Genomic DNA, 19,157 nt, shown 5'->3' with positions numbered 1-19,157 from the left:
GAAGGACTGTCGAAGGAAATGTCATCCTGAGCCTGTGGAAGGACTGTCGAAGGATGTCGGACCAAAGATGAGCTAGGTCGCTATCTCGCATACAATGCCCATCTGCCGATGCGCCACGGCCCTTATTCGTAGTCCGGCGCAAAGTAGTCGCTGGGGAACTGGCGCATGAAGAATTTCGGCGGTAGGGGTGCGGCGATCTTGACGAACTTCTGCGGGGTCTGATTGAAGTTGAAGGCATCCGCCGGCGAGTTTGCGCGGCGGTCCGCCGGAGCCAGTTGCGCGAGCCCCCAGAGATCCTCGGCGAAGCGCAGCACGCTCGCCGTTTCGTAGTGCGTATGCGAAACGGTGCCCGCGATTGCGTACGGTGACATGACGATCAGCGGAACGCGGAAGCCGAGGCTGTCGCGACCGAGATAGGCCGGCGCGACGTGATCGTAGAGACCGCCCCAATCGTCCCACTGAATGAAGATCGCGGTCGACTTCCAGAACTTGCTCCGGCCGACCGTATTAACCAGAGCCGCGACCCACGACGGACCGTAGCCGCCGTAGCAGTTGACGTGGTCGGAGTCATCGCAGACCGGCGTGATCCAGGTGAAATTCGCCAGCTTCCCGGCCTTGACATCGGTGATGAATTTCCAATTCGGCGAGATGACGTCTTTCTTCCAGTCTGGGCCATTGTAAATGTGGTTGACGGCCTGGTAGCTCGACCACGTTCCACCGTCGCCGCTCGAGGCGCTGCCATAGCGGCTTGCGTAAAAGCGCCACGACAGGTGCGCATTATCGAGCTCGTCGCCCAGGGTCTGATAGTCGAAGCACGCGCTCTCGGCCGGTCCATAGGTCCGCAGCGTGGTGATCGTCGACACCGTCACTCCCTTCTCCTCGCATCCCCACAGCCCGTAGGGCAGATCGACGGACCACTTGGCCTGCGCCGCGATGATATATTGGTGCGCGACGAAGCTTTCGTCGAGCTGCGACTGGAACATTCGATCCGCCAGCACGCCCTCGTGCGCCATGTCGAAATAGGGCGCAGACTCTTTGTGCGGGACGTACACGTACTCGGGATATCGCACGCCGGGCGGCCCGTCTTCGTTCCCCTCTTTGTTGAAACCGTCCATGCGGCAGTGCGTTCCGGGCAGGTCGCCCGGCGGAGCGTCGCACGCGGCGAACATCGCCGCGGCCGAGTGATCGATCACGTAGAACGCCTCGAGGCCGACCGGCTTCAGCTTCACCTTCCGCTGGTCCGAGGTGTATCCGTAGGTCGCGGTGTCCGCGCCCGGATAACCGTAGAACAGATTGTCGAAGCTGCGGTTCTCTTGAACGATGTAGACGATGTGGGTGATCTTGCCCGCGCCCGTCGAGTTGAGATGGGCCAGGGTCGCGTTGCCGTTCATATAAGGCATGGAAGAAGACGCGCAACCCGAGAGTGCCAACGCCAGCACCGCGGGAAACAATGCAATCCGAAAACCGATCACTCGCATACCAACCGTAACACTCCTCTGTAACGGGAACGCGCCGCGGGGCCAATCCGTTCGGCGAACCCCTCGACGGCGGGGTACTTCACCGCGGTCTCGCTCAGCTCATCGCATGGCAACCGGTCGCTCCCATACGGGCGCTCCCGCACTACTCCGTATCGGGTGGCTTGCCCGACTGTTCCTGATGCAGAAAAAAGTTCAGCGATTTCTTCGAGGTTATCACGCTGAACTTCCGGGGTTTCTGTGCAAAGTTGAACGAGTCGCCGATGCTCGTCGCCCGCCCATCCGGCAGCTGCATTGGGTTTAGATTCCAGTTCTCCTCGACGAACTTGAGGATGCTGGCCGTCTCGTACTGCGTGTGAGAAACATAGCCCGGCCGTCTGGGCGACCTCTCGCGCGCGTACGGCGAGACGATCATCATGGGCACGCGAAAACCCAGCCCACCCTGATCGTCGAAAAAGACCGGCGGCTCGTGATCGTAAAAGCCGCCCCAGTCGTCCCAAAGAACGACGATCGCGCTGCTCTTCCAGAAGCGGCTCTGGCCGACCGTATTGACGATCGAGGCAACCCAGGACGGCCCGAAATCGACGTCTTTATTTCCTTGAAGTTCTTGCGGGTGGTCGGAGTTGACGGCGTTGGGCGTAATCCAGCAGACCGCCGGCAGAAAGCCGGCTTTCATGTCCTTGAAGAACTGCAGATCGCTAGTCGTAACCTTGTTTCCCCATTCCTTGCTGTGGCGCACCGCAGAGATCGCATCGAAGCCGTTCCAAATGCCGGCGCTGTCGCCGCTAACCTTCTGTGTGTAGAACCTCCAGGGGATGTGGGCGCGGTCGAGGAGATCGCGCATCGTCTGATACTGCGTGAAGCACGGAAACGGTCCTTTTAAAATGTATTTGCCCGCCGTCGTGATCAGCGGCACCGTCGTGCCTGGGGGCGAGTCGCAGCCCCACGGAAAGCCTGTTGGGTCGTCGATGACGCTGTCGCTCGAGTCGATCGCCGTTCCGCCGGCGATCAAATCCTGATGCGCGGTAAAACTCCCACTGGCTTGCGTCTGGTACATGTGGTCGGCGAGTACGTACCGCTGGGCCATCTGCCAGTACGGCCCGATCTGCAGCGGATCGACATACTGATACGGATGCAGACACGCGAGCTGACCGCCGCCCGCGGGAATCGGATCGATATCGAAGCCATCCATCTTCCCGTTGTCGTAATCGACCTGAAAGTCCGAATATCGATGCCCGAAGTCATCGCCGACCGCGAGGTTCCCCTTGGCGAGCGGAACGGTCCCGGCTTGATAGATCGGACACTTTGGGCCCTGCTTCGAAACCGGAACCTCCGCGACTTGGCCGGTCGTCGTTCCATCGGCGCCCGGGAAGGTCGCAAAGAGATTATCGAAGCTGCGATTCTCTTGAACGACGATGATCACGTGCTGGATCGGCGTCAGGCCTTTGACTCGTCCTATACCCGCCGGCACAGCCGGCGTCAGACTCGACGAACCAGCGCCGCACGAGGCCAACATGAAAGCCGCGACCGGGGCAAACAACCAGCGCGCAATGCGGGGAAGCATCGATGTCCGGGTTCGAACCGTCCTTCTATCTTCCTACAATGGGGCGTTCTGCGGCGTCTCGTAGCTCGCCGCATTGCCCGGCCGGCTGGGGCGCCTCGTTTTGGGCCCCTTATTTGAGATGGGAACTCATCGAAGCACCACCGATCCTTTAGCGCGTGAGTCCGTCATTGGCAGTAGGTCTTCGAGGAGGTACCATTCTCAACACCTGTGAACTGAACGAGTTCTGTACTACATCGATGGGAGTGATACTATGCGTTCGAAAACAAGCATGAAGCGCGGTCGATTCCTGGCGACGAGCGCGGCAGCGGTCGGTGCCGCCGCGGCGAGCTACTCCGTTGCATCGGCGCAAACGGAAGTGGCTGCGACGACGAGCGGCGCGGGCAAGCCGAGCATAGTTTTCTGTCATGGTCTTTGGGCCGATGGGTCGTGCTTCACCAAAGTGATGGGGCCGCTGCAAGCGCAAGGCTACGATTGCATTGCTGCCCAGTATCCGCTCAGCACACCCGAAAACGACGTCACTTTTGCCAAGTGGGCGATGGACGTGGTGAAGGGTCCTATCGTGCTTGTTGGACATTCATATGGCGGCTCGGTGATCACGGCCGCCGGAACCGGTCCGCGTGTGAAAGCCCTCGTTTATATCAACGCGCTTGCGCCCGATACTGCTGCCGGCGAGACATCGCAGAGCATACAGCAGAAGTTCCCCACTACCGACGTGCTCAAGCACGTCAAAGTCGTCGATGGACGTATCTGGCTGACCAAAGAAGGCCTACAGTATTTTTGCGGCGATCTCTCGGCGACCGAGCAGCAGCTCGTGTGGGCGACGCAGGGCGCACCGGCTGCCAACATCTTCGCGCACGATGCGCCGGGCGTTGCGTGGAAGACCAAACCGAGTTGGTACATTGTCGGAAAGAACGATCACACCGTCAACCCGGATCTTGAGCGTTTTCTTGCGAAGCGCATGAAAGCCAAGACGACCGAACTCGATTCGAGTCACGTCCCGATGCTCTCGCAACCAGACCGCGTGGTCGAAGTAATTCTCAGCGCTGCGAAGTCCGTGTAGAAGCCGGAGATTGCTGCTCTGCCTTCGGCAGGAGGTTCAATGTCGACGTCCTTTCGAGCCGGTGTTCTCACAAGCTTTATCGCCGGCCTTATCGCGATTGCGGGGTGCAGCAATGGAGCTGCTCCGCCGTTACCAGCGGGCACCTCCGCGACGGCGTTGCACCACCGTTCGGCGACCGGCAGCTCGCCTATCCAGCACGTCGTCCTCATCATCCAGGAGAACCGCAGCTTCGACAATTTCTTCGACTGCTTTAAAGGCACTGCGTGCGTGAAGCGCGGCATGGAACGGGTAAAGCAAGACGGCAAGTACGTCGATAAACCGGTGACGCTGGCCGAGCGAAAGCTGGTTCCGCCAAAGGGGACCAATCACGATATTGGCCATTGCTACTACGCCTTTAGCCAGGCGTGGGATCAAGGCTCCATGGACGGCTTTAATCAGGAGCCGCTAGATTTTTGCCCCCGAAGTTGGGGCGGCGGCACCGGGGGGCCTCCGGCGAACACCTTCCCGTACCAATACGTGAATCATCAAGAGATAGCCCCGTATTGGGATATGGCCAAGCAGTATGCGTTGGCGGATGCGATGTTCCAGACGCAAGGCAGTTCGAGTTTCACCGCGCACCAAGATCTCATTCGCGGCGGGACCGCCATCGGCGGTGCCTACGGCTCCAGCGCCAGTTTAATCGACACGCCGACGGGAACCACGTGGGGCTGCGATGCCCCCGATCCAAAAGAAAGAACGAACTTGATTACCACCGCGCTCAAGTGGGAGGAAAACGCCGGCCCGTTCCCGTGTACGAGCGCGTTCCCTGGATCGGGTGCAAATTATACGACGCTGCGCGATCTGCTTGATGCGCACGACATCAGCTGGAAGTACTATTCCCCGTGCTACCCTCAAAGCAATACGCCAAAATGCGCGGGGAACAAATGCACCCAATGCGACGGAGCCCAGCTCAACGCTTTCGACGTGATCGCGCCGGTGCGCAACGGTCCCGAATGGGGAACGAACGTATCGATGCCGTCACAAACCATTCTCAACGACGTCAAAAAGAATCGCCTCCCCGCCGTATCGTGGGTAATTCCCGATCAGAACAACTCCGATCATCCGGGCGACACCGTCGATGACGGGCCCGAATGGGTCGCAAGCATCGTCAATGCCGTCGGCAAGAGCCCATACTGGAGCTCGTCGGCAATCGTCGTCGTATGGGACGACTGGGGCGGCATGTACGATCACGTCGCGCCGCCGGCACTCAGCAAGAGCGGCAGCGGCCGGGACGACCAGGGCGGCCTCGGGTTCCGCGTCCCAATGATTGTGATCTCGCCCTACGTCCCTCAGGGCATCGTCAGTCATACTCAGTACGAGTTCGGCAGCATCATAAAGTACGTCGAAGCGAATTGGAACCTCGGCTCGCTCAACACCACCGACCAGCGAGCTAATAGTATTGGAGACATATTCAACTACAAGCAGCAGCCGCGATCGTTTATACCGATACGGAGCCGCCTTTCCGCCGACTTTTTCGAACGTCAGCGCCCGTCGGATCTTCCCGCCGATAACGAGTAAGACGTAGCTCGACCGGTCCACACCCGCCGATAAACGGCGAAACCCAGGCGGCCGGCGCACCGTATCACCGTCGTGAACCGATCCTGGAGATGGCCTGTCGCCGGCGTGGTCGCAGCTATCGCCGTCACCTCGGCCATGGACGCCACCGGCCTATCGGCGTTCAGTTCGTTACCGCTGCTTCCGCTGCTCGCGATCTTCTGCTACCTTCAGCGATTCTCAGCAAGAGAGATCGGCTTTACTTGGGGTAGAGCGAAAGCGCTGCGATCCTACGCCCTGGCGATCACGTACCCGCTGGTCGTGATGGGAGCGATCGCCGCCATTGCCGCGCTCGCCGGTGCGCTGAATCCCGCCGGCGCGCCGCATGTTAAACACAGCTGGTGGTTCAATCTTCTCCTTGTCGGCGGCACAACGATCCCGGCAGCGCTGCTCACCGAGGAGGGCTTCTTCCGTGGCTGGCTTTGGGCATCGCTGCGGCGGACGGGCCAAGGGAAGGTCGCGATAGTGATCCTGACCAGCCTGGCCTTCGCGCTTTGGCACTGGTCGTCGGTGATGCTGCCGACGGGTTTCAATCCGCCGCTCGCTCAAGTCCCGGTCTTCATGCTCAACGCCGTCCTGCTCGGCGCAACCTGGGGCATGCTGCGCCTCCTTTCCGGCTCCCTCGTTGTTGCCAGCGTCAGCCACGGCGTTTGGAACGGTCTGGCTTACGTGCTCTTTGGCTTCGGAGATCGCGCCGGCGTGCTCGGCATCTCCAACACCGCGTTGTACGGGCCGGAGGTCGGGATTCTCGGGCTGCTGCTAAACCTCGTCCTCACCGCTGTATTGTGGCGCGTGTGCGCAAGCACGGGCGCGTTCGACGAAGACGGCGCAGCCCACTAGCACGTTGGAGCGCGCTCGTGGTTCTGTGACCTGGTTACTTCGCGGTCGTGCTGTTTGAGGTCAATTGGCGACCCGGGGAGCCTGGAGAAAAATCCGAATACCCCGCCGCCTCGAGCCCGGCGAGCCCGAGTTCGCAGAGGGAAGCGGCCCGCGTGATATGATCTGATGCTTCTATTTGATCTATTCCGGCGCGGTGGCCGGCAAGCTCCGAAAGCACACGGCGCGCCGAGGCAGCAATCTGCCCGATATGGCCCGCAGGTTCGGGCTCCTGTGAGCCCACACACAAGCGCGCTGGTAGCGCGGCACCAGCAAGCCGGTTGCGGCGACGGTAATCGGCAAGCTGAACGACTTTCGGTCGGGATTGCGGTAGGCTTTTACGTGCCAAGGAACGTGAAACTCCTTTCGGTGATCGACCCGGGGCCGGGCCTTATATTTTTATTTACGTCAAACAGCCTCGCAAAGTTGAGCGTTCTCTCCTCATCTTCACGCAATTCACGTCATCCGAACTCTGACAGGCGGCCCAGAATGGGCAGGGGGGCTCGTTTCCGCTTCGACTGGATCGGCGCGACCCGCAAATGCGTCGCCTATCTCGTCGCCCCTTGTTGACGTCTAAACGGTTGAAACGCTCGGCGTGACGGCGCAAAGGGCGTCCCCAACCGGGAACGCCCTCCTTCTACCGCGCAACGCCTACGGAGTGACTTCGAAAATCGTACCGCAGCCACTGCCGCTGCAGCCGGTTCCACCACCCAGATACGTCGTGCCGTACAACTCGCCACCGAGCTCGACAACCGATGCCTGCGGGCCGCTCCCGTCGCTACCGCCGGCGAAACTGTAGAGGACCGTTTCGCTTCCTCCGGAGGTTGGTGCTTCGAAGACGGTTCCGTCGCCGTTCGTTCCCCCTCCGTTAGTTGTTCCGTAGAGTTCGCCGTTATAATAAAGCAAATCCGCGGTCGGCTGATTCCCGTCGGGGATATCGGTAAACGTATAGAGCGTTTTCTCTGAACCACCTTTTGTGATCGAGAAGATCACGCCCGAGTTCTTCGAACCGCCGCCTTCCGTCGTACCGTACAGAACGCCCTTTACCGCGATGAGGCCGTTCGGATACGCCCCATCGGAAGCGCCGCCAAAGGTATGAAGGATCTTTTTCTTGCCGCTTTTCTTGAGTTCATATACGGTACCGCAGCCCTGCGAGCCGCAACCCGAGCCGCCGAAGAGCGTCGTGCCGTACAGCTTGCCGTGGAACGCGATGACGTTTGAGTAGTCACGCTCGCCATCCGTACCGCCCTTGAAACTATAGATTACGTGCTCAGCGCCGGTCGTGGAAATTTCGAAGACCGTTCCACAGCCCGCGCCGCCGCAGCCAGTGCCGCCGCCGTACACGCTGGTGCCGTACAGCTTCCCGGCGTCGAAGATCAAACCACCCTCCGGGCCTTGCGCGTCCGCACCGCCCTTAAAGCTATAGAGATTCGTTTCTTTGCCGCCTCGCGTGACACGAAAGACCATGCCGGCTGAGTTCGCACCGTTGCTTGACGCCACGCCGTACATAACGCCTTTCACGTTTGTCACCGGCGCAAACGGCCACGATCCGTCCTCCGCGCTATTGAGATTGCCGCGGAAATTATAGACTACATGCTCTTTCCCACCGTTTACGGAGAAGACGGTGCCGCAGCCGAGATAGCAGCCGTTGTTGCAGCTTCCGCCGCAATAGTTTTTCGAACCGTTGAGCGTGGTGCCGTACAACTTGCCCTTGATGGCAACCAGTCCAGCAAGCGGACTAGCGCCGTCGGGGTCTCCCTTAAATGCGTAGAGTTGCTGATAGCCCGACGACGACGCGCGATGCGGCGCCGACTGCGCCGCGGCGTTGCTCGTGGTCGGATTCAACATCCCGCCCGAGCCGCCGCATGCGGCAAGAATTGTCGCGGACAAAATGATACCAAATAGGGTGCGCAAATGCTTCACGCCGGTACCTCCAAGAAAAAAGGAAATTTACGCAGTCTTCGACGCCCGCTCCAAGACGCACTCCCTCGCGACCAATCCGAAACCAAACGACGGTCAGCCTGCGGCCGCCGGCCACTCGAGAGCACGCTCTAAACAGCGGGCGCTAGGCCAAACTGCGGCGGCTGCCGACTTGAACGTCGAGCTTCGACCCGGCGGCGCCCGTGAACGGAGTGGTTTTTATCGTCGCGTCGAAACCGGTGGGATGAAACACCGGGAGACTATAATCGAAAAGGCGTATTCGGCATTCAACGAGCGCGACATCGACGCTGCATTAGCGCTGATGGCGCAAGACGTACGCTGGCCCAAAGCCTCGGAGGGCGGCACGGTCATCGGAAAAGAAGAGATCCGTGCGTATTGGACTCGACAATGGGCTGAGTTTGATCCCCATGTCGAACCGCTGGCGATGACCGAGGAAGATGGAGGCAAGATCCGCGTCCGAGTGCACCAACTCGTAAAGGGCCTTGAAGGGGACGTTCTTTCGGACAGCCAGGTTTTCCACGTCTTTACCATGAGCGGCGATCGTATCGCCGCCATGGAGCTCGGAGATGAGGCCGCTCCAACCGGCTTTACTTCTTCACTGCCACCACGCCGAGCGGTTCGTCGAAACTTCCCGTAAAGACCGCCAGCTGCTTACCGCCGGCCGGGTATCTGAAAACCGAGCCGTTATCGTTACCTGCGTCCCCGCAGTAGATGACTCCCGTTGCGATCCAGGTCTGCGCGCAATCGCTGGAACCCGTGAAGGATACCGTACCTTTCAACGTCGCCTTCGTTCCGCTGATCGAGTACTGATACAGGTTGTTCGCTAGCTGATCGAAGACGGTAATGTACTTGCCGTCCCATTGCACGGAGCCGGGGAACACAACAGAGTTGCTCGTCGTGATCGTTTTAACGATCTTGCCGCCCTTCGGCAGCTCGACGAGCATGAAGGCATGATTGGCAGCAAAGCCGTCGGCAAAAAGATTCCCTTTCTCGTCGTATCCGTCGAAGAACTCGTTGGCCAATGGCGTCTTTACGAACGTGCCGGAGCCCTCCGCGTGTTTGAAGATGGCGACGTCGCCCGTACTCGCCCCAGCCAAGATCCCGACTGCAAGGTCGCCGCTGGTATTCATGGCGCAGCTCGACGGCATGCTGCTGGAAGGCACCGAGAGCGTCTTGATCGGCTTCTGGGGGACCCGGTATTCCGTGATCTGGTCGGAGCCGGCGACGATCCAAAAGGTTTTCTTGCCGTAGCCGTAGAGAACGTTCGTACATCCCTGGCCGCCGACGTTATCGATCGTACCGATTTGCTTAGTGCTCTTCGGATAGTTGAAGATGCCGGCGTAGCTGCCGTAATTGTTAATGACGTACTCGAAGTATTTCGACTTCGACTTCGCCGCTTGGTCGGGAACGACCGTCGGGCTATAGGGCAGCCCCCTCAGATTCGGGCGCGCTGCGGTCGATGGCCGGCCCACCGCGTTTGACGGCGCGACCGCCGAGCCGCTCCCGCACGCCGCGAAGATCGCAAGCGCAGCAAGAGCACCGGCGTTTCTCGTTAGACTAGTCGTATTCATTGGGTTGCTCCCTTACAAGTGGACGCACCGCCATTAGCTTCCGCCAAAGGTATGTCGACCCATTTCCGCCGCCGCGCCTGCAAAAGGGTCTTCGTGGTCGTGTCGAAAGCGGTCGTATGACGTACCGGGAACCGGGCCGTCGTGCTTGACGCCTATGCGATCTGGCTCCATGCTCGCGCTGCGGTAACCAGCGCGCAGTACCCGTCGCGCCTCGACTATACGATCGCGGTTGCCTGACTCGACGGCCAAGCACCAACATCGGATCACTACCGCGCGAGTTCCGATACCGGCGATGGTTCGGTTCGCATCTTTCCGATCAGCGACGAACAGCTTGCGAAGCCGCCGCCCGTTCCCCACGGCATCAGCTTCAGTATCAAGGCGGCGATCTGTTTGGGTTACTGCTGGGTGATCGACCAGCCCGTCGGCCACCCCGCACCATATCAGGATCTCATCGGCGAACCGCTGCTGGCGCCGACCTACATGTTCGGCCTGCGCTATGCGATCCCGCAGAAACCGACGTCTCAACAAGACGTCCAGACGACACTCCGCACGATCGCGGTCGTCTCGACCGGCGCGCCGGTTTATCGCGTCGAACTCGTCGATCGGCCCGATCTCGACGGCATCCCGACGTACCACCTTCGCCTAACGCCGCTGCGCAAGCCGAAAGAGAATCGCCTCCGCGAACTCTGGGTCGGCTCGAGCGATTACCTACCGCGCCGGGCCGTCACAGCCGGAAACTTCACGATCAGTCCGCTCACCGACGTACCTTGGACGGTCGATTTCACCGTCCTCGACGGCGCCCCGTTTCTCTCCAAGGAGAGCGCCGGCAGCGACCTCTACCTCGGGCACCGCCGCCTGGTACGCGATGCAACGATCGCCTTCGAAGATATTCGCGAACCGAGCGGAGCGATCTACGATCGCCCGATCGTCGCGCCCGAACCGACGGATACGACGCTCGTCGAACCCGCCGCCCCGTGAGCCGTTATTCGTAGTCCGGCGCCCAGTAGTCCGAAGGAAAGCGCTTTTCAAAGAATTTCGGCGGCAGCGGCGCCTTGATGCGAATGAATTTCTGCGGGCTTTGCGTGAAGTCGAAGCAGTCTTTGGCCGGCGAGTTTGCGCGGCGGTCCGCGGGCGCCATCTGCGGTAAGCCCCAGAGATCTTCGGCGAAACGCAGCACGCTCGCGGTTTCGTACGGAACGTGCGAAACCTTATTCTCGATCGCATAGGGTGAGAGGATGACCAGCGGCACGCGGAACCCGAGGCTATCGCGATCGAGGTGCTGGGGTGCGACGTGATCGTAGAGGCCGCCCCAGTCGTCCCACTGGATGAAGATCGCGGTCGAGTCCCAGAACTTGCTGCGGCCGACGGCATTGACGAGCGCCGACACCCACGAGGGTCCATAGCCGTCCGGACAGTTCACGTGATCGGACTCGGCGCAGACCGGCGTAACCCACGTAAAGTTCTCAAGCGTTCCGGCCTTCACGTCCTTGAGAAACTGCCAGTTCGGTGAGACGACGTCTTTCTTCCAGTCGGGGCCGTGATAGATGTGGTTGATCGCTTGATAGCTCGACCACTCGGCGCCGTCACTGACGGTGCCGTATGTGGCCGCGTAGAACCGCCACGTCAGCCCGGCCTTGTCGAGTTCGTCGCCGAGGGTCTGATAGTCGTAGCACGGAGACTGCACGTTGTTCGGGTTGATCGTCCGGTCGGGGCTGATGATCTCCACTTCGTCGGATTTTCCGCCCTCGCAGCCCCATTCGCCGTTCGGCAGGTTGACGCTCCACGCCGCCTGCGCCGCGATGACGTATTGATGCGCGACGAAGCTCTCGTCGAGCTGCGATTGGAACATTCGGTCGGCCAGCACACCTTCGTGCGCCATGTCGAAGTACGGCTTGCTGTCGCTATGCGGCACGTAGACGTACTCGGGATTCGGAGGGCCTCCGCTGGCGAATTCCTTATCGAAGCTGTCCATGCGGCAGTGCGTCCCAGGCAGATCGCCCGGGGGCGCGTCGCACGCCGAAAACATCGCCTGCGCCGAGTGATCGATGTCGTACTGGTGCGATAGCGGAACCGGCTGCAGCTTGATCGTTTGGCCTTTCGAGTTCTTTCCGCTGGAAACCGTATCCGCACCCGGATAGCCTTGAAACAAATCGTCGAAGCTGCGGTTCTCTTGAACGATATAGACGATGTGCTTGATCTTGCCCGCGCCCGTTCCGCCGAGCGCCTTCATCGCCGCGGAACTCTGCATGTAGGGTAGGGATGATTGCGTACCGGATGAACAGCCCGCGGTCGCTGTTATCAGCGCCGCGATGCTCAGAAAAGAGAGTCTCCTCATAGTGCTCCTGCGTTGGCGGCCCGCAGTCGCTGCAAGCCGCCCCCGTTAAAAAGTTTAATCTTGATAAAAATAAGGGTCGAGAACCGAAACCTGCGTCACGCTATCGACCGGGATGCCATTTTTCGTCGCCGACTCGCGAATCGCCGCCTCGTTGGGCCCGTCGTAGATGCAAAAGGTCTTCGTCTTATCGGCCGAGACGTAGGAATGCAGCCAGGTAACGCCGCTCTCGGCGTTGCGGCCGACGACCGTCAGGCAGGCTTCCGCCCCGTCGGGATTCGTCGGAACGTGCAGACCCTCGGAAAAGGTTCGCTCGACCAAATATCTAGGCATCACTATCCTCTTTCTTGTAGATTCGGAACTCATAGCAGAGCCCGGGCGTAATCAGTTGAACGCCGCGGCCATGCAACCCCTCTGCGTTACGTGACCGCCGCCGAGTAGACCGCCTCAACCGCCTGCAGGTCGACCGGCAGCGAGCCGTTCTGATAGCCGGCGGCGATCGCCGTCTCCGATGACGTATCGGGCGCGTATTTCAGAACGTGATTCATGCCGTTGATGACGATCAGCGCGGCCGTGGGGTCGCCCTTCTTGAGCGCGTCGGCGTCCACCATTCCGACCTGCACGTCGGCCGTCCCCTGAACGATCGTCGCTGGAATTTGAATTTTGCCGATTTCGACCGCCGGATCGTACTTGAACCACGAGACTAGATACGGTTGTACCGAGGAACGAAACAACGAGGCGAAGGCCGCCGGCGTGTTGGCGACCATATGCCCTTGCTGCAGTTGCGTGATGATGGCGTCCGCGGTCGCGTATTCTTGTGGGGAAGCTCGGCCTTTGAGTTGCTCGCGCAGGACCGCTGCGGCGGGGCGCCCTGCGCCCTCGAGGCTGACGAACGCCGCCGCGGGCGCCTTCCTTACCGCAATCATTCCAATCAGCGACCCCTCGCTGTGGCCGGCGACCGCGACCCGCGAAAAGCGCGCGTCGCCCGCCAGCAGCTTTAGCCACGCCACGGCGTCGTCGACATAGGTATCGAAGCGCAGATCGCTCTCCTGGGTCATCGCGCTTGCGCTCGCGCCGATTCCGCGTTTGTCGTAGCGCACCGAGGCCACGCCGCGCTGCGCGAGGTCGCCCGCCAGCAGGCGATACGTCTCAGGCGCGATCCCCATGCTGGAGTTGCCGCTGCGATCGGTCGGGCCGGAGCCCGCGACGATCAAGACGACCGGTGCCGGCATCTTCGGCGGTAATGTAAGCGTGCCGTAAATCGTCCCGGTCGGCGTCGATACGCTATAGTCGCTCTCCGCCGACCGGGCGGCCGCCGTCAGCGCCGCCGCGCCGACGGCCCCGGCGATAAAAATAAATTCGTTGCGTTTCACCTTTGCAGGGTTGGCGATGCGGCGGCCTTACCCGCTCTCCCGCCAAGCCCTCGGAATGAGGCGGGCGAACGCGGGCAGAACCTAGGTCGCGGACCCGCTATCCGCCGGAGAAAGACTTGATGATCGTCCGCTACGCACTCCTCCCTGCCGCCCTCGGAAGTGCGCTCCTCCTACTCGCTGATTGCAGCAGCACGCAGCCGGCGAGCCCGCTCGCCGTGCCGCCGAACGCAAACGCGGCGCAACTCACGGCGCAGCAAGCAGCGAACCGCGCGCGCCTCCAAACCTTTTTCGAACGGCGCCGGGGCGCTCGGCAACAATACGGTCACGGCGTTACACGGGCGTCGGCCAAAGCGAGGCGAATGAAGCATCTTCTCTACGTCACCGATGGCGGTAACGGCAACGTCTTGATGTACGGCTACCCCACCCTCAAGCCGCTGGGCGCAATTAGTAATACCGGTGACACGCAAGGCGTCTGCTCGGATCCCCAGGGCAATGTTTGGGTCGTTCCATCCGTCTTTCCGAAGATCACCGAGTATCCGCACGGGCTCGTCAAACCGAAAGCAACGCTCAGCGACGCGGGCGCCGAATACCCGTTGGCCTGCTCGGTCGACCCCACGACCGGTAATCTCGCGATGACGAACCTCGGGAGCCCGAGCGGCGGCGGCAACGTCTTCATCTGGACCGGCGCGAAGGGCACCGCTAACAAGATCGCCGACTCCGCGATGAGCTACGTCTACTTCTGCGGTTACGACTCGAGCGGGAATCTTTGGGTCGACGGGCTCGACAGCATGTACGACTTCGTCTTCGCCGAGCTTCCCGCCGGCGTCCAAAACTTCCAAACCATCGCGCTCGCGGGAGTCGCCTTCCCGGGCGGAATTGAATGGGACGGAACCGATATCGCCGTCGGCGATCAACAGTCTTCGACGATCGATCAAATCTCGGTCTCGGGGTCGACGGCGACGATCACCGGGACGACGCCGCTTAATGGAAGCTGCGACGTCGATCAGTTCGCCATCCTCAGCGGTAAGGTCTTCGCACCGGACGTCTGCGCCGGCGATGGCAACCTCTACCCCTACCCGGCCGGCGGCGCGAGCCTCAAGACCGTGGACAATTTGCAATACCCCGTTGCGGCGGCGATAAGCACCCGTCCCTAGGACAGGCTCCGCACTAGATATCGTCTACCGGCATGCGCGAGGGCTTCTGATGCATGAAGTACCTTCGTGAATACTTTGAGCCCACGCTTTGAAACTGGCGTGGGTACTGATAGAAATCGAACATGTCGTCGATGCTGTTCGCGGTGCTGTCAGTCGTGCCGAGACGCCCGAGGCTGAAGGTGTCTTCCACGAAACGCACGATGCTGCCGAACTCATAGGTGGTCTGCGAGATATAGCCCGGTTGGCTCGACGACGTCGTGCGCGCGTATGGCGAGATCAAGATCATCGGGACGCGGAACCCGGGCCCTCCCTGATCGTCGCGCGGCGGCGGCGGAACCGGATCGTAGAACCCGCCCCAATCGTCCCAGGTGATGATGATCGCCGTCGAAGACCAATACTGGCTCTGGCCGACGGCGTTGACGACGCTAGCCACCCACGACGGTCCGGTATCGGAGCCCTCGCCGGGGTGATCGGAGTTTTGCGAGTTGGGAATTACCCACGACATCGCTGGAAGCTGGCCGTTACCGATGTCTTCGAGAATGTTCGTCTCGGGCCACGAGACATTGGTGCCCCACTCCGGTCCGAAGCGGACCGGAGTGATCACGTCGAACGCGCTCCAAATTCCGCCCGCCGTGCCGACTTGCGGCGCGTAGTACTTCCAGGACACGCCGGCGTCGTCCATTAGGTCGCGCAGCGTCAGATAGTTCGTACCCGATCCCGGAAAATCGGAGGTGCACGGGAACGGGCCCTTGGCCTTCTTCACCACCAGCTGCGTCGTGATCAGCGAGGTCTTCGATCCGGAGGGCGAGTCACAGCCCCAGGCGTCGGTTGAATACCGCAGGTTATCGATGAGACTGTCCTTGGCATCGATCATCGTGCCGCCGCGAATCAGCGCCTGGTGTGCCGTGAAGCTCGCGCTGCCCTGGGTGGTGAACATCGCGTTGGCGAGTCCCCACTCGCGGGCGAGATCCCAATACGGTTGGATGGCCGACGGGTTGACGTATTGGTACGGTGCGGCGTCTTCAAGATGTGCGCCCGAGGCGCGTTTGATATTATTGAAGCTGTCCATCTTGCCGTTGTCCCAAGCCGTAAAAAAGCCGGAATACGCGTGATTGAGGTTCGACTTGACGAAAAGATTCGTCTCTTTGAGCTTGATGTTTTCGACCTTCAGGTTCCCTTTGACGTTGACCAGCCGCTTCCCAATCGTCGTTCCCGTCACGCCTGGAAACGTAGCGAAAAGATTATTCATCGTCCGGTTCTCTTGCACGATGAGGACGATGTGTTGGATCGGCGTGAAGGATCCCGAATCGTGCGTTGCGGCCGAGTGAGATCGGTTCGCCTGCTTTGAAATCGAGCTTGCTGGAATCGAGTTGGGGGCCGCGCCGCCGCTGCACGCTGCAAGGCTGAAAATGACGACCGCACATACCCAAAGGGTCGCTGCTCTTGGCTTCACCGCAATTGCTCCTCCCTGCGTAGCCGTAGGGAGAAACTATTCGCCGGTCCGCCGCGCCAACCATCGCGCACGCTCGCTCCCACGCCGAACGAGCTTTTGCGCTGTTAACGCGCCGCTATTCCGTGTCGACCGGCAGCCCCGACGGCTTCTGATGGAGGAAGTAGTTGCGCGAATACTTGGACGTGATCGGCTTGAACGCTCGCGGTTTCTGGCTGTAGTTCAGCATGTTTGAAATGCTCTTTGAGGTCGCATCGGTCGTTCCAAGCCGCCCGAGAGCGAACGTATCTTCGATGAAGCGCACGACGCTGCCGAAGCCGTAGATCGTCTGCGAGATGTCGCCCGAAACGGCATACGGCGAGATCACGATCGCCGGCACGCGAAAGCCCGGGCCACCCTGTTTATCGTGTTTGGGCGGCGCGACCGGATCGTAGAAACCGCCCCAGTCGTCCCAAAGCACGACGATCGCGGTCGTGTTCCAGTACGAGCTCTCTCCGACGGCGTTGACGATGCTCGAGACCCACGACGGCCCGGTGTCGTTGGGGTAGCCCGGGTGATCGGAGTTCGACTCGTCGGGAATCACCCACGAGACGGCCGGCAGGTGCCCGTTGGGAATATCTTTGAGCACGTTCTTCTCGGGCCAGTCGACGTTCGTGCCCCACTCCGAACCGTAGCGAACGGGCGAGATCACGTCGAACGCATTCCAGATGGCACCCGGCTGATAAAAGGCCAGCTGCGGCACGTAGTATTTCCACGAGACGCTTTTGGCATCTAAGAGATCGCGCAGCGTTAAGTACGCCGAACCCGACGACTGAAAGTTTTTCGTACACGGGAAAGGGCCGGAGTTGGCCATGTATTGCGGGCCGTTGATTAGCGAGGTCACGGTACCGGTTGGCGAATCGCATCCCCACGCTTTTGAGTTATCCGGATCGTCGATCAGGCTATCGCCTTCCGTGTCGATGACGGTGCCACCGCGAATGAGGTCCTGATGAGCGGTAAAGCTGCCGCTGCCCTGCGTCTGGAACATTTTATTCGCCAACGCATACTGCGAGGCCATGTCCCAGTACGGTTTGACGTCGGACTGCCGTACGTATTCGTACGGCTTGCTGCCTTCCATCTGTCCATTCGCTTGAAAGATGATCCGATTGAAGGCATCCATTTTGCCGTCGTCATAGGCGATCTTGTACGACTTGTAGAGATGGTTGAGGTTCTGCTTGTCCTCGAGCGGCACTTGGGTCAGCGCAATCGACTGGACCTTGGCCTTCTTGCCCTGCCCGATTTTCTCTTTACCGGTAACCGTACCGGTCGCGCCGGGAAACTGCGCGAAGAGATTGTTGAAGCTGCGATTCTCCTGCACGATCACGATGATGTGCTCGATCGGCGAAGTACCGGATTCTCCGACGGGAACGTTCGCGGTCCGCGGGAGCGCAAGGCCGCCGTTGCTCGCCCCGCCGCCGCACGCGGCAACAGCGCCGAGAGCAAGCATACATACTGCGAGGTGGCCGGCCGATTTCATCAAAAAAAAGCCCCTTCTTCTACGAACTGCTCGTTGCCCGGCGATTTCGGCGGCGCTCTTCCCCGGTCATGCTGAGCCTGCTTGCTTTTAATCGCTCTCGCGTTAGCCGATTTCACTCCCTTGCTTGATCCCGCTCGGCATCTACGTCGTGTTGGGGATGCTTGCGCTCGCGGCGTGGCCAAATATGCCCGAGAAAGAAAGTAGAGGCTGGAAACCATGAAGAAAATCAGTCGCTGGCTCGCAGGCGGCACGATGGCGTTGGCGGCGTGCGCGCATCCCCAACCCACGCACCACTTGAGTCACGCGGTGCCGCTAACGCGGCAAGAGATACCCTCCCGCGATATCATCCGCTCGCAAGCGGAGCTGAATAACTACCTGCGCCTCACTCCGAACAACTCTTCGCCGCTTCGATACCTCACGGCGGATGCGAGAGAACGATTTCTCGCGAGCCTTCGTTTCAACCAGCGCGGCGTAACGACGTTCGGTTACGCCGATTTGCAAGCCCAGCTACCGGCATCCGAGATTCACGAGATCCTCGCGTTATTCGGCCTGCAGAAGGATACATCGCTGATAGCCTTACGACGTTAACGCCTCGGCTGAGCGCTGCTGGGAGCGAGACTTACGGTAACCGCGCCAAAAAAGTGCCCACCGACCCCGAATTTCTTTATCGTGTGTGCCGGATGCGCACCTTTAGGATACTTCCAGATTCCAAGCTTGTTTGGCTCATCGCCATGCGTTGAAAACGGAAACGTAACCGTTCCGTCCCCGGCAATCCACGAGTAGCTCGCGTCCCGCATGTACGGCCCGAACTTTGACCGGCTCACAACCGTGCCCACGGAGCCGCTGATCGCGATGCGTGAAATCGTCACCGGCGCCCTGAGGTCCTGCACGGTAATGTATTTTCCGTCCCACTGAATTGAGCCGATTTCGCCGATGCTCTGGTCGAGAGCGATCGTTTGAAACTGACTGCTGTCGCCGGGGAGTTCCGCGATTTCGTTCCCGACGTCGAAATCGGCAAGAAAGAGATTGCCCTTATTATCGTAGCCGACCTTAGAGGCGAGCGGCGCTTCGTAGCGGGTCGCGTCGTCGCTGCCAGGCGGAAAGATCGCGAGATTCTGGTAGCCGCACGGCGGGCAGGAAAACGTCGCGGCAAGATTGCCCGAGGTTGGGTCGACCGCACAATTACCCATCTCTGCACCCGGAATATGCACGGTTCGAATTGGCTGCGTACCTCCGTGCGCGTATTCAATCA

At 60.5% G+C, this 19,157-nt stretch carries 17 protein-coding genes; 7 read left to right on the top strand and 10 right to left on the bottom strand.

The features are described from left to right. Positions 1-122: 122 nt before the first annotated feature. Both VGG51_13605 and VGG51_13600 read right to left on the bottom strand, forming a co-directional pair. Complete coding sequence (locus tag VGG51_13605; protein HEY1884066.1) at positions 123-1,472, bottom strand: alkaline phosphatase family protein; 1,350 nt, start codon at positions 1,470-1,472, stop codon at positions 123-125. A gap of 148 nt (positions 1,473-1,620) precedes the next feature. Further along, entirely contained in the window at positions 1,621-2,946 is a 1,326-nt protein-coding gene (locus VGG51_13600) for an alkaline phosphatase family protein (protein ID HEY1884065.1), read from the bottom strand. 361 nt (positions 2,947-3,307) lie between these two features. Between VGG51_13600 and VGG51_13595 the strand changes: the two genes are divergently transcribed. The 3 genes from VGG51_13595 to VGG51_13585 all read left to right on the top strand — a co-directional run bounded on the left by VGG51_13595 (position 3,308) and on the right by VGG51_13585 (position 6,532). Then, a complete protein-coding gene (locus VGG51_13595) occupies positions 3,308-4,099 on the top strand; it encodes an alpha/beta hydrolase (GenBank protein ID HEY1884064.1) in 792 nt (263 codons plus the stop codon). A gap of 39 nt (positions 4,100-4,138) precedes the next feature. After that, positions 4,139-5,656: an alkaline phosphatase family protein gene (locus VGG51_13590; GenBank protein HEY1884063.1), complete on the top strand. Its 1,518-nt coding sequence runs from the start codon at positions 4,139-4,141 to the stop codon at positions 5,654-5,656. A 105-nt stretch (positions 5,657-5,761) separates the two neighbouring features. Further along, entirely contained in the window at positions 5,762-6,532 is a 771-nt protein-coding gene (locus VGG51_13585) for a CPBP family intramembrane glutamic endopeptidase (protein ID HEY1884062.1), read from the top strand. 687 nt (positions 6,533-7,219) lie between these two features. Here the strand turns inward: VGG51_13585 and VGG51_13580 are convergent. Further along, positions 7,220-8,458 (bottom strand): choice-of-anchor tandem repeat GloVer-containing protein, encoded by a 1,239-nt coding sequence (locus tag VGG51_13580; protein HEY1884061.1) that lies wholly within the window; start codon positions 8,456-8,458, stop codon positions 7,220-7,222. Positions 8,459-8,660: 202 nt separating this feature from the next. Between VGG51_13580 and VGG51_13575 the strand changes: the two genes are divergently transcribed. Further along, on the top strand, positions 8,661-9,146 hold the full coding sequence (locus VGG51_13575; GenBank protein ID HEY1884060.1) for a nuclear transport factor 2 family protein: 486 nt from the start codon (positions 8,661-8,663) through the stop codon (positions 9,144-9,146). Here VGG51_13575 and VGG51_13570 read toward each other — a convergent pair. After that, positions 9,097-10,080 (bottom strand): hypothetical protein, encoded by a 984-nt coding sequence (locus VGG51_13570; GenBank protein ID HEY1884059.1) that lies wholly within the window; start codon positions 10,078-10,080, stop codon positions 9,097-9,099. The genes VGG51_13575 and VGG51_13570 overlap by 50 nt on opposite strands. A gap of 405 nt (positions 10,081-10,485) precedes the next feature. Here VGG51_13570 and VGG51_13565 point away from each other — a divergent pair, with 405 nt between their 5' ends. After that, entirely contained in the window at positions 10,486-11,058 is a 573-nt protein-coding gene (locus VGG51_13565; GenBank protein ID HEY1884058.1) for a hypothetical protein, read from the top strand. A gap of 4 nt (positions 11,059-11,062) precedes the next feature. On the opposite strand, the gene VGG51_13560 is transcribed toward VGG51_13565, so the two are convergent. The 3 genes from VGG51_13560 to VGG51_13550 form a co-directional block, all read right to left on the bottom strand. Beyond that, the gene (locus VGG51_13560) at positions 11,063-12,415 is read right to left on the bottom strand and encodes an alkaline phosphatase family protein (protein HEY1884057.1); all 1,353 of its coding nucleotides are present in this window, start codon (positions 12,413-12,415) and stop codon (positions 11,063-11,065) included. 54 nt (positions 12,416-12,469) lie between these two features. Further along, positions 12,470-12,745, bottom strand: coding sequence for a DUF4242 domain-containing protein (locus tag VGG51_13555; protein ID HEY1884056.1), 276 nt, complete (start codon positions 12,743-12,745; stop codon positions 12,470-12,472). 86 nt (positions 12,746-12,831) lie between these two features. Then, positions 12,832-13,785 (bottom strand): alpha/beta hydrolase, encoded by a 954-nt coding sequence (locus tag VGG51_13550; GenBank protein ID HEY1884055.1) that lies wholly within the window; start codon positions 13,783-13,785, stop codon positions 12,832-12,834. A gap of 359 nt (positions 13,786-14,144) precedes the next feature. Between VGG51_13550 and VGG51_13545 the strand changes: the two genes are divergently transcribed. Beyond that, complete coding sequence (locus VGG51_13545) at positions 14,145-14,939, top strand: hypothetical protein (GenBank protein ID HEY1884054.1); 795 nt, start codon at positions 14,145-14,147, stop codon at positions 14,937-14,939. Positions 14,940-14,952: 13 nt separating this feature from the next. Here VGG51_13545 and VGG51_13540 read toward each other — a convergent pair whose 3' ends face one another. Next, positions 14,953-16,392 (bottom strand): alkaline phosphatase family protein, encoded by a 1,440-nt coding sequence (locus VGG51_13540; GenBank protein ID HEY1884053.1) that lies wholly within the window; start codon positions 16,390-16,392, stop codon positions 14,953-14,955. 115 nt (positions 16,393-16,507) lie between these two features. Next, on the bottom strand, positions 16,508-17,905 hold the full coding sequence (locus VGG51_13535; GenBank protein HEY1884052.1) for an alkaline phosphatase family protein: 1,398 nt from the start codon (positions 17,903-17,905) through the stop codon (positions 16,508-16,510). A gap of 216 nt (positions 17,906-18,121) precedes the next feature. On the opposite strand from VGG51_13535, the gene VGG51_13530 reads away from it, so the two are divergent. Then, the gene (locus VGG51_13530) at positions 18,122-18,493 is read left to right on the top strand and encodes a hypothetical protein (GenBank protein ID HEY1884051.1); all 372 of its coding nucleotides are present in this window, start codon (positions 18,122-18,124) and stop codon (positions 18,491-18,493) included. Here VGG51_13530 and VGG51_13525 read toward each other — a convergent pair. Continuing rightward, positions 18,490-19,157: hypothetical protein (locus VGG51_13525; protein HEY1884050.1), on the bottom strand; the 668-nt coding region annotated here is incomplete at its 5' end. The genes VGG51_13530 and VGG51_13525 overlap by 4 nt on opposite strands.

The sequence above is a fragment of the Candidatus Cybelea sp. genome, assembly GCA_036489315.1.
In the GTDB taxonomy this organism is placed as follows: Bacteria; Vulcanimicrobiota; Vulcanimicrobiia; order Vulcanimicrobiales; family Vulcanimicrobiaceae; genus Cybelea.
Note: the sequence above shows the minus strand (reverse complement) of the source record. Positions and strands in the feature narration are given on the sequence as shown.